The organism is Cognatiyoonia sediminum (genome assembly GCF_900129845.1).
In the GTDB taxonomy this organism is placed as follows: domain Bacteria; phylum Pseudomonadota; class Alphaproteobacteria; order Rhodobacterales; family Rhodobacteraceae; genus Cognatiyoonia; species Cognatiyoonia sediminum.
This window is the reverse complement of sequence record NZ_FQXB01000003.1, coordinates 351199-362173: the sequence shown is the minus strand read 5'-3', so window position 1 is coordinate 362173 and position 10975 is coordinate 351199. Positions and strand designations below refer to the sequence as shown.

10 protein-coding genes are annotated in these 10975 nt (G+C 46.0%); 6 read left to right on the top strand and 4 right to left on the bottom strand.

Annotated features, from left to right (window positions below; genetic code table 11):
* On the top strand, window positions 1-1038 hold a 1038-nt coding region (locus BUA85_RS12205), incomplete at its 5' end, for an IS3 family transposase (RefSeq protein ID WP_207548150.1).
* Between the two features lie 30 nt (window positions 1039-1068).
* Here the strand turns inward: BUA85_RS12205 and BUA85_RS12200 are convergent.
* Window positions 1069-1470, bottom strand: a complete 402-nt coding sequence (locus BUA85_RS12200) for a hypothetical protein (RefSeq protein WP_131802809.1) — start codon at window positions 1468-1470, stop codon at window positions 1069-1071.
* A 945-nt stretch (window positions 1471-2415) separates the two neighbouring features.
* The gene (locus tag BUA85_RS12195) at window positions 2416-3261 is read right to left on the bottom strand and encodes a LysR family transcriptional regulator (protein WP_072901447.1); all 846 of its coding nucleotides are present in this window, start codon (window positions 3259-3261) and stop codon (window positions 2416-2418) included.
* Window positions 3262-3688: 427 nt separating this feature from the next.
* On the opposite strand from BUA85_RS12195, the gene BUA85_RS12190 reads away from it, so the two are divergent.
* From BUA85_RS12190 to BUA85_RS12165, 5 genes are all read left to right on the top strand, one after another.
* Window positions 3689-4141, top strand: coding sequence for a hypothetical protein (locus BUA85_RS12190; RefSeq protein WP_072901445.1), 453 nt, complete (start codon window positions 3689-3691; stop codon window positions 4139-4141).
* 229 nt (window positions 4142-4370) lie between these two features.
* The gene (locus BUA85_RS12185; RefSeq protein WP_165611614.1) at window positions 4371-5198 is read left to right on the top strand and encodes a LysR family transcriptional regulator; all 828 of its coding nucleotides are present in this window, start codon (window positions 4371-4373) and stop codon (window positions 5196-5198) included.
* A 107-nt stretch (window positions 5199-5305) separates the two neighbouring features.
* The gene (locus tag BUA85_RS12180) at window positions 5306-5701 is read left to right on the top strand and encodes a hypothetical protein (RefSeq protein WP_072901442.1); all 396 of its coding nucleotides are present in this window, start codon (window positions 5306-5308) and stop codon (window positions 5699-5701) included.
* 1088 nt (window positions 5702-6789) lie between these two features.
* Complete coding sequence (locus tag BUA85_RS12170; protein WP_072901439.1) at window positions 6790-7185, top strand: hypothetical protein; 396 nt, start codon at window positions 6790-6792, stop codon at window positions 7183-7185.
* A gap of 502 nt (window positions 7186-7687) precedes the next feature.
* Entirely contained in the window at window positions 7688-8389 is a 702-nt protein-coding gene (locus BUA85_RS12165; protein WP_072901437.1) for a vWA domain-containing protein, read from the top strand.
* A gap of 141 nt (window positions 8390-8530) precedes the next feature.
* On the opposite strand, the gene BUA85_RS12160 is transcribed toward BUA85_RS12165, so the two are convergent.
* Window positions 8531-9277, bottom strand: a complete 747-nt coding sequence (locus BUA85_RS12160; RefSeq protein WP_072901435.1) for a THxN family PEP-CTERM protein — start codon at window positions 9275-9277, stop codon at window positions 8531-8533.
* Window positions 9278-9645: 368 nt separating this feature from the next.
* Entirely contained in the window at window positions 9646-10680 is a 1035-nt protein-coding gene (locus tag BUA85_RS12155) for a linear amide C-N hydrolase (protein ID WP_072901433.1), read from the bottom strand.
* Window positions 10681-10975 lie beyond the last annotated feature (295 nt).

Sequence of the window (10975 nt, the reverse complement as noted above, 5' to 3'; positions counted from 1 at the left end):
GGCCCTGGAACTTCGATTGCTCAAAAAAAGCATGATCGCGGATGGGGAGCTCGAAGAATGAGATACCCGGCATCCGAGAAGCTGGAGATCATCCGCACCGTAGAAGCCTCACATCTGCCTGTGAAGCAGACGCTGGCCATGATCGGTATCCCCAGCAGCAGGTATTATGACTGGTACGCCCGTTGGTGCGATGGTGGCGTCGATGCCCTTGCCGATCGCTCTCCTCGGCGCAAGTCGGTCTGGAACCGCATTCCAGACAAGGTGCGCGAGGATGTTGTCGATTTTGCGCTGGAGCACGAGGATCTGACGCCACGCGAACTGGCGGTCAAATACACCGATGAGAAGCGTTACTTTGTCTCGGAATCCTCTGTGTATCGCATTCTCAGCGCTGAGGATCTGATCACGGCCCCGGCCCATGTCGTGATCCGTGCTGCTGATAAGTTCCGCGACAAAACAAGTCGCCCCAACGAGCTTTGGCAAACCGACTTCACGTACCTGAAGGTGATCGGCTGGGGATGGTTTTACTTGTCGACGATCCTGGATGACTACAGCCGATACATCATCATCTGGAAGCTCTGTACGACAATGAAAGCACGGGATGTCACCGACACACTGGACTTGGCGTTGGAAGCCTCGGGCTGCGATCAAGCTGCGGTCGTGCACAAACCTCGGCTACTTAGCGACAACGGCGCGTCCTATGTGGCGGCCGATCTGGCCGAGTATCTCAATGACAAAGGCATGGATCATGTGCGCGGCGCGCCGCATCATCCTCAGACGCAAGGCAAAATTGAGCGCTGGCATCAAACCATGAAGAACCGGGTTCTTCTGGAAAACTACTTCCTGCCCGGCGACCTGGAACACCAAATTGGCGCATTCGTCGACCACTACAATAACCATCGATACCACGAGAGCCTCAACAACCTGACGCCCGCTGACGTTTATCACGGACGAGGCGCAAAGATCCTGAAAATGAGAAAGGAGATCAAGAAACAGACAATCAGAAAACGCCGGTTGCAGCACCAAGCCGCCGAGGCCTAAACTCAAACAGAAATCGAACCAGAGCCTCCGTTAGGAAAAAACCTCAGCTCTCCGAAAAACTCTGACGACGGACACTTGGTCAAAAACCATATGAGCGGTATAACCTACGCCAGTGGGCGTAACTGGTGCTGTCACCGAAGTGGTCGTACTTCCTGGAAGCATTACGTCCACTGGTGCCGAGTGTGAATAGACCGTCGCCGTCGTCGCGACATATCCGCCAACGCCCACGCTGTCGCCTCCCGATAGGTTCAACACAAATCCGATATCGTCTGGAATCAGTTGATCAACAAATTGCCAGATAGCGCCGTCATTAGGGTCAAAATCATTGCCAAATACGATTGACCCACTCCCGCCAATTCCCAAGTCCGTAAAAGGTATTTTAAGGTTTAGAGTTAAATCAGCGGTTGACGTGCTAGAAATTTCTTCGCTCACAAGGATAGCCTTTTATGGTTTTTCAACATAAAGCAGTAGTGCAACAAAGGCTGCTGCTGCCAAGATGCAAGCAACTATTACGATGAAATTTTTAGCCGTTGTCCGGAGGTGCGAAACGAATTCGGGTGTAAAGCCCAAAAAATGGAATAAGCTTTTCATCTGATAGCTAATTTGTCTTTCAAAATTCGATAGAGGGATTTCAGTTTCCGAGTACTTTAAAAACCAAAACTTTTAAATGGTTGCAAACCTATTACTGAGGTTGCGCTCGCGAACCAAGCCTCTCAACGGCTTATTGAGCTGCTGAATGTCCGTCGTCAGTAATTTTGAAACAGAATGAAACAGCTTGATACAGGTATACAATGCCTCTTCTGGGCACCACCTACTTACGGTAAGTTGTTATATTTCTTCCGATTTGAGCATTCGGAGGCATTCGACAAAATTTGTGGCGTTGATACAGAGGTAGCGCTCACGAACCAAGCTTTTAGGCGGCTTGTGGAGTTGCTGATCAGGACTAGATCATGGTGGACCGCAAGTGCGTAGACATGTACGGCAGAACACTTGCTGTGGTCGAGGTTGGCTCATTCAATGTTGGCGACATATTGATCAATGAGCGGCTAACAAGACGGTGGCCTGATGGCGAAGAATTTTGATGCTCCACCTAACTTATGTCTGTGCCATTTTCCGCAGTAGGTTCACCTAGATTGCTGTGTTGATAGCACTGCTGACTATCGTTAGTTCTTCCGCAACCCAAACCTTACTACAAAAAGCTCTACTAACATCAAGCCAGAGAAAATCATCGAGAATGCAAAAACATCATACACGGCAGTCACCATACTAATTACTGGCTTAGTAGATGTCATTTTTTCGCAATTGAATCAACTATCCAAAAGAATAGCCGCACCATTAAGTTTAGAGAAACAAAAATATTGTTGAATATTGAACTTGCTAGGCCGCTGCGACATCTGCTTCGCTTGTAAAACAAGTTCGTGCCCACTCTTTGGTTTTAAGTAGTAATTCGTCTTGACGCCGGTCTTCATGAATGACGCTCCAGACCTCCCTAAATGGCTGAGGCTTTCCCGTGTTGACCCGCTCTAGTCCGTTCCAGTTCCGCATCACAGAATCTGGACCGACACAGGGCAGTCCGCGCTCTACAGCGACACGCCGGATGCAGTTAAACGATGACAATCTAATGGCAGGTGGTTCGCCAAAGATTTCATATCCCGCTTGCATTTCTGGGACCCAATCAAGGTCAGAAGTCAAACCAATCCATGCAGTTCCACCAACTCTTTCGCTAGCGAATAGTCCCATATCGATGGTCCCAATCTTGGAGATTATCAAACGGCCTTGCTTTGGTCGCCCTAGTCTAATGGCAAGGTCAGCTTCCCCATAGGCTAGGCTGACGTTTTTGTCGGCTGCCTCCAGCGACAAAGCGGTCTTCTCCGGGTTCACCGGCAGATAGCTCAACTTAGGTGTAAGAAAGTACTCTGCTACGAAATCGACGGTAGAAACTCTGATCGTTTGCTGTTCCATCTCTTCGTCTGGCCCACCTAGTCGCGCAATTTCGTTTTGGCAGAGCCTCGCTGTCTTTGCGAATGCCTTTCCGTGTTCCGTCATTGACCATTCGCCATTGCTGGTTCTTGACACTAGTGTTCTTTGGTATGTTTCGGACAACCGCTTCACATGACGAGAAACGGTTGTCGGGTTTGTGTTTAGTATTTTGGCAGCAGCCACAAGGCTCCCGCTTTGTTCGAGTGCTAATAGATACTTCAAATCGTCCCAGTAAGGCACCATGCACTGCTCCCCTTTAGATTTTTTTAACAATCCCTAAAATTTACTTGTCCTCTGTAACTCGTGTCATCTTAGTCTACTCGCACCTTTGTAAAAGATACCCCAGCGCAAAGCTGCATTTACATAAATGCAACTTCAAATTGAAAAAGTTCTTTTTACTATCTTTTTTTGATGTGTGGGGTTGCATCAAACTCCGGTAGCTTGGTGTCAACCTTCCAGTCTAACCATTGATTTTTCGAAAGTTTTTCTAAGCTTAAACAAACGGGTGGTTCTGCTACGTGGTTCAGCGATGCATCCAGACTGACATCGACTTTTACACAGGCTTTCAACGGTTAAACATTTTTGCAGTTCTTGAGCTGCAACAAACACTGTTTGGAAACGTCACAACCAATGCAAAGTTAGAACGCGGGGGCGGTGTCGAGGAGTGGACATGGACCAGAGACTAAACCGCCAAGTGGCCGCAAAATACGGCTTAATTACACCTGTTCGAAGGGAACCTAACAAAAAATTCTCGAACACGATTGCATTAGATAGCAGAGCGCTTTCTCGACCTGATACTTCATCGGGAAAAGAAAACACGAGGCCACTCCTCGGGCAAGCCCAAGGCGGGACTGAGCACGATTACAACAAGAGTATTGAAAGCTTAGAAATCGACCTTTCCAGGATCGATCTAACTGATGAGGAAACTTCTAAGCCACCTATATTCTTGGCGTGTCTCGCCTTGGGCGGATTTTTTGGACTGGTAGCAGTGGCATATGCTTATTCGATGGGAATGCAAATGCTTTCTCTTATTGCAGTTTATAGCGCGGTAGGCTGTGCAATTTCACTAGCTTCGGCGGTCGTGATCAATTTGTTGAGCTCAGAAGAACTCAACAATGATTGACGTTTTCCTCGAAAGATCGATAATTAAATTTCATCAAAAGGTTTATGGGCCAGACTTTGAAAGGTCAAGAAAGGCGTCCTAAGCAGATATCAAAAAGGGATTTTGTTAGTTAATTTGACTTAGATCAAAGCAACTTTTTCATCACTCAACACACTACATAGCTGTACCTCATTCCTAACTGGTACTTTGTATGAATAATAAGCACTCTTTTTTGGGGGAAGGTGCAACGATGGATAACTGGGAAGACTTGAAGCTTCTTCTAGCGCTTAGTCGATACAAGACCATGACTGCTTCGGCGTACATACTCGGGATAAGTACGGCAACCGTCTCTCGACGTTTGGAGCGATTGACCGATGAACTTGGCGAGACACTCTTCGTGCGTCGGGGCAGCGAATTGGAGCCTACTGAATCAGCCAAACGGCTAATAACGATTGCGGATCAATTGGATACAGATTTATGGGCCTCGCAAAAAGCCGATAATACTGAGCACATTGCCAGTCGAAGGCTTAGAATTTCTATAAGCATGTTAACCATCATGAGCATAGATATTCACCATTTCGAAAACCTTCTGACAGACAAGTCATTAAAGATCGACCTCTATGAGGACAAACGCTCAGTTGCGTTCGGCGAAGTAGATATCGCAGTGAGCAGTGAAGAACCAACAGAAGGTAGGTTAGTACGTACTCAGATTGGTAAAATCGATTTTGGCGTCTATATCCATGAAGACTGGAGTATAGATCCAACAGGCTTCATCGCGCTAACCAAGGTCGGAACTGACTATGAAGGAATGCCTTATAGTGTTGTCTTGGAAGATAGGTTTGGACCACCAAGAGTAGTAACGTCAGGTTTGTGTTTTGCCATCGCCCTCGCAAAAGCTATGCCTTTTGCTTTGTGTTTGCCTGATAAATTAGCGCAACGACATCCTGAGTTGGTTCCATTGAGTGATGATCTCGCAATTGAGCACTGTACTGTTTGGGCGGCATATCATGAAAATCGGCGGCTGGATCCAGAGATTCGTCTCGGTATTGACTTTCTGAAGAAGTCTTTTTTGAACTGAGTACTGTTTTCTGCAGGTCCGTACCTGCAAGATTCCTACTCGACCCTAGGCGTTTCGACAGCGACATTAAATTTATCCTGGGCGGGGCAACAGACTGGAGTTACTAGATGAGAAGTGTTGCCTTTGTTGCTGCTATCCTAGCGGGATATGCTGCAATTTCTTTCGGATTGCTAAAAATTCTTTGGATAAAGTTTGGAGCCCATTTCTATTGGTCCGACCACTCACACGACGTTCAAGCGCCGCTAGGATTGGATGCCGCACTAATCTTGGCGTTGATTTTAGCGGGTTTGAGCATGATTTCTCTGCGCCATATAATGCCTGCCTCACTCACGGTCATTGGTGTCTTATTGTATGAATATCTGTTCCTGCATGATGAAGTTCATAGCTTAACCCAAGTCTTATTTGCCATTGGGTTGATCAGCGGGCAGCTCATTACATTTTTCTTAAATCTTTTAGTCGCTATTGGACATGATAAGAGTTTTAAAGGTCAAATGGTCGAATAAAACAATATCAACACAATGAAGTTGATCATAAGATAGCGAAGTGATGACCGCAGAGTTGGTCACGCTAGGCCGCAAGCTTCAGATCTGGTCGGTAACTGCGATAGTATTTTTTGGTTCTGCCTTCAGTCAAAAGAATCGCTTTGACTTTCTAATTTATCAACCAAGGCGGGGGCGAATGTTAACATAGCATCCGCACTTCAGAACTGGCAGAGGCCAACAATAGACAACGCATATACCCCCAATGGCCCATGCCCTCCCCCTCTTGATTATCCTGTCTTCTGATCTGTCTCACAGATCGTCTCTCTAGGGTACTGTAAGGCAAAAGCTATCAACCTAATCCCGAGTTAAGGTTTAGCCACCTTGGGACCTCAATTCGCAGAATTACCAAGAAATGTGCGAGGCGCTCTACTATGAATGGACCCTTTGTCTTCCAACTAACCGCTGCATTTCCTATTCACACATTCTTTCACACATTTTGCTATTCAAGGGTGACTGACAACCGATAGTCCGCGCCGGATAAAGCTGCAAGGAATTACAACCGCTGTCGGAATTGAGGCGCCTGGCTCAACAAGGCTGTGATATTGTTGAGCTAGTGGAGGTGCGCGCTCAACTTGGCAAAATGGGCTTCAGAACTTTTTGTCACGGAAAATGGGAAAATGACCCCGAAGAATACATCACAATGACGATGTCGCAGAATGACATCAACGAGACGCCTTGTGCAGCTGATTTGGAACAGCCTTTTGGCGAACCAAGACTGAGAGTTTCGGGATTATGTTTCGCGAATTCGCTCTTGGAGACTATGCCGCTTGCATTGTGATTGCCAGTGACACTGGCCGAGAGCTTTATAGACCTGGCTCCATTAAAGCCCGACTCTCCAAGTAAATATCAGTCAGTCTGGGCATCATATCACGAAAGCAGGCGCCTAGATCCTGTTGTTCGCAGTGGACATGAGCTCTTACCCAAGTGCTTTTTGAATTGAGACTAGTTTTCTGCAGGTCCGTACCTGCAGAATTAGTCGTCGACGAATAAGTCTAGACCTGCGAATTTACGGTTGTTCTCGGGGGGGGGCTTGAACTGGAGTAACGAGCATGAGAAGTGTTGCCTTTGTTGCTGCTATCCTCGCGGGATATGCTGCAATTTCGTTTGGACTATTGAAGATTCTCTGGATAAAATTTGGCGCTCATTTCTATTGGTCTGATCATTCTCACAATGTTCAGGCACCTTTAGGTATGGATGCTGTTCTGATTTTAGCCTTGATCATAGCCGGTTTAAGCATGATTTCCTTACGTCATGTAATCCCGGCCTCGCTTACAGTTGTGGGCATCTTAATTTACGAATACTTATTCCTGCATGATGAAGTTCATAGTTTGATTCAGGTTTTGTTTGCCCTTGGGTTGATTAGCGGTCAACTCATTGCATTCTTCTTAAATACCATGGTCGCTATTGAATATGACCGACGCTTTAAAGGCAGGATCGTCGAATAAGAAGAGTCGACTTTGTCTGCTTGATCTTAAGACAGAGAAGAAATGAATTTAGACTCAGATTGGTCGTTCCTAAGCGCTGAGATAGGTTTCTGATTTTGGCGGCATTGATTTACCTAAATGACCAATCTTAAGCGCTACTTTCTATGTTCTTCTCTGTTTGCTTACCTAACAGAACAAAACTTGTCATGAGCTGTGAGTTCTGAGGCTGGAAAAAGCCAGTAATAGAGAAGCCACGGCACGCGACGCCAAAGAGATTGCTGCGCTTAAAAGAGGGGAAGTTGTATAGCGCCCTCGAATAGTGCTCTGGAAATACTTTCTCTAGTCAATCTGCAAACAAACTTATCTTCAGATTTTCATTTCCCAAGCAAATAGTCCCGCAATTTTTGCCTCAATTTGCCAATATCTTGTACCGGCTTCCTAGCGACGTACCCACTCGATAAACTGTTAAAAGCGCTGTCTTCCGTTTAGGAATGAAAATTTATTTGGACCTTTAACTGAACACATGAACTCTATACTTAAAGGCTCCGTAACTACAGTCCTGACCCTTGCATCTAGCGGCCAGGCCATCATTGCTCAGGTCGGAGATTGCTCTGTGGACGCAATGCTGGTTTTTGACGGTTCAGCATCCATGGCTGAGATTACATTTGAGACAGGCCTCAATACGCGTATCGTCGAAGCAAGAAAAGCGGTCAGATACGCAATGACCAATATAACAAATTTTCGACGTGTTGGCTTGCTCACATATAGCGCTGGGCCTCTAGGAGCATGTGAAAACTTAATAACAAAGTTTCCGCCAATAGAGGACGCTGCAGATCCAATAGTAAATTCTATCGACACTTTAGAACCCAGTGGCTTGACGCCGCTAACCCAAGCTGTGCGAAGGGCTGCTGAAGCGCTTAAATACCAAATACGTCCGGGCGTCGTTGTGCTTGTAACTGATTGCAATGAGACCTTCGGCGGTAGACATTGCGAGATGGCACAATCGCTAATTGCGATGGCCCATGACTTGACTATTCACATCATAGGATTTCATGCAGAACTTGATTTTTTCACTTGGAATAGTCCCGAGCAAAATTCTGATACGGCAATAACGGTTGCACGGTGCCTTTCAAATGAAACAGGGGGAACATTTGTGACAACTGAAAGTATAAATGAACTAGTTTCTGCACGACAAAGAACATTAGGTTGTCCTTTGTTTGGTTAGGTTTCTCGCATCAGTTAGGGGTATTATAAAAAACTCCTTTCTAGACCTCTGACTCTATACCTGCCCTCACTGCAGCTATAGAGTCAAAGGTCGCAACTGGACATCTCTTCTACCCGCAACCAACGAGATGAGAGTATGCGACTAAGAAGATTTGAAAATTTGACGCGATCCGCCAAGCAAGCCAAAAGCTGCTAACAACAGCCAAGCACTTGCTGGGAGTGGGACAGGCGTTATCGGAAGTGGCTCCGAAAAACGCCCAACTAAATATGACTTATTATTTTCACCTTCTAATGTTACAAAGTGCGTTAGGAACGAAGAGGGGTCGCCTGCATCAAGCACAAAACCTGAAATTTCAAGTGTATACTCTAGGTCTCCAACCATCACGGTTTGGGTCAGGTCCTGCGGATTGAGCAATGTTACCAGGTCGGGGCATGGTTGAACTGTCGACTCGACTGCGCATGGGGACGCACTGTTGGGAGTCTCAAAGTGATCAAACTGAAAAACTGAATTGAAACCAAAATCCACAGTTTCAACTGATCCACTAATTGATACCTCAAGATCTGCACTATCCAAAAAGTCGCCAGTCACAGGGAAGTTCAAATGATTGAACGTCCCTAGAACAAATAATTCATCAGCTTCTACGTTGAGTGGTGTAGTCGCCGCTCCAAAGTCGTATCCACTCTTCCCAGTCGACCCAACCGGATTACCCCAACGCATCGACTCGGTACCTTCACCTGATGCGCTACCTCCACTCTCCATGAGGCTATTCTGCCAAATCCCGGCTATGTCATTTACAGAAAATGTAGCAGCGGAAACATTCGTAGAACTTAGGACCAAAAGCAAACCAAAGCCGATACCACGAGTTTTTGGCTGATCAAACCTTCTCATCACAAAACCCTCTCCAAATTCAACTAACGAGGGGGACGCCAAACTGGACTCTGGAGCTGACACCCCACCTTCATCATCAAGTTTGGGGCCGCATGAGTGACGGTGAAACTGGCAATTCAGGCAGCCAGGTCACTCTCTAGGATATTCACTGTACCAGAAAGCTCTGGTGACCTATAATTTAGGATACAAAAATTTTGACCACTCTTTAGAAATAGACAACGCTCTTAATATGTCGTGAGGTGTTAAAGGTTTGGCGAGGTTGTCCCGAAAATCGCAAGCATGCACAATGCTTGACATCCCCAATAGAAGCGCAAAGAGCCAAAGAGACGTCTTATTACACAGCAAAGCCTCTCATAGAATCGCCCTTGCTAGAAATGACCGCTAAGATCCTCGATATCCTGACTCTTCTCCCGATCAAGTGTAATACGCTTGATTTCATTCCCTTCAAAATTCATCTCTTTCAAGCTAACCAGTCGGACACGCCGGTTGTGTTGAGTATGAAAATACAGGTCCTGCTTTTCCATATTCCAAACCGTCGTCCAAATCGTTGAACTTCTCATATTGGCTGTGTTGCCCTCATGATCAGACCCTTCTGCTCCGCCAAGTGGCAAATTGAAATTGTCCAATATACGCAGCGCTTCATAGACTGCTTCATCAGAATTCGGCATTGGTCTCGTTGTTTGTGTCATTGCAACAGCCCGAACAAATCGAGAGGGCGGAGTATTATCACCAGGCAAACCAATCATACCACTACCAGCACCGAGAGGGGCAAAATCGATATCTTCGACCTTACGAGTTGGGAGCGCAACCGGAGATAAATTTACGTAGTTTCTTAGGTTTGTCATATGCCAATCATAGGTTGGCGCATTAGTTATCACTCCAAGCGGGTTATCAAAAATGCTAACCTTGCCGTCTATATATTCGATTGTAATCGAAGCGCCTGTCTTGTCAGTTACCATCCAGTGCGCTGGATCAGAGGTGCCCAATAATTCTTGGGTAACGCCAACAACTTGTAGACCGGCTAGAGCATTTTTTACCTCACCGATGGACGCAAACTGAGTTAGAAGAAAACCTGCTATGTCCATGGCTGCGATTGTGTTTGATGCCATATCAGCGTTGTATTCTGGATAGTCAGCAAAATCGGGGTGGTAAAACATGCCAACAGCTAGACCTGCTTCATTCAAACCATCGGCTAGCCAATCAGTCCCAAGAAAATCAAGGGCTAGTACGCCGTATTCAGACTTCCATTCCTTTCCATTGGTTCCTTCCGGTGTTGTTCCTGTGAATGCATAATCTTTGGGAATAACGCAGACATTGGAATTTAGATCAAATGCGCCCCACTCCATGCTCCTCCCATAAACAATGGATCCATTCTGAGCCTTTAGTCTGATACCAGTACACATCTATTAAAAACCCTCCTAATTAAGCGAAAAATAAAAATATAGATCGCTCCTGTAAAAATCAGCTACGGGAACGATTGTGCGGAATTGATCGAACCATACTTATGATTCTCAATTTTCCACTAAAATCAAAGCCTTTATTATCTACGCTATTTTGCCTGTTGGGTTCTGCAGAATGTTTAAAGCGACTAAAGAGACTAAATTTCGAGATAAGGCCACCTACCAATTCAAGCGAATAATTTAGAAGCCGGAAAGCGGTTAGGCAATTAGGCCAATCGCCAACCAGTATCGCAAATCA

Excerpts from the sequence above, each read along its gene's own strand:
- BUA85_RS12195 (WP_072901447.1), bottom strand. The coding sequence starts at position 3,261 with ATGGTGCCTTACTGGGACGATTTGAAGTATCTATTAGCACTCGAACAA.
- BUA85_RS12190 (WP_072901445.1), top strand. The coding sequence starts at position 3,689 with ATGGACCAGAGACTAAACCGCCAAGTGGCCGCAAAATACGGCTTAATT.
- BUA85_RS12185 (WP_165611614.1), top strand. The coding sequence starts at position 4,371 with ATGGATAACTGGGAAGACTTGAAGCTTCTTCTAGCGCTTAGTCGATAC.
- BUA85_RS12180 (WP_072901442.1), top strand. The coding sequence starts at position 5,306 with ATGAGAAGTGTTGCCTTTGTTGCTGCTATCCTAGCGGGATATGCTGCA.
- BUA85_RS12170 (WP_072901439.1), top strand. The coding sequence starts at position 6,790 with ATGAGAAGTGTTGCCTTTGTTGCTGCTATCCTCGCGGGATATGCTGCA.
- BUA85_RS12165 (WP_072901437.1), top strand. The coding sequence starts at position 7,688 with ATGAACTCTATACTTAAAGGCTCCGTAACTACAGTCCTGACCCTTGCA.
- BUA85_RS12160 (WP_072901435.1), bottom strand. The coding sequence starts at position 9,277 with ATGAGAAGGTTTGATCAGCCAAAAACTCGTGGTATCGGCTTTGGTTTG.
- BUA85_RS12155 (WP_072901433.1), bottom strand. The coding sequence starts at position 10,680 with ATGTGTACTGGTATCAGACTAAAGGCTCAGAATGGATCCATTGTTTAT.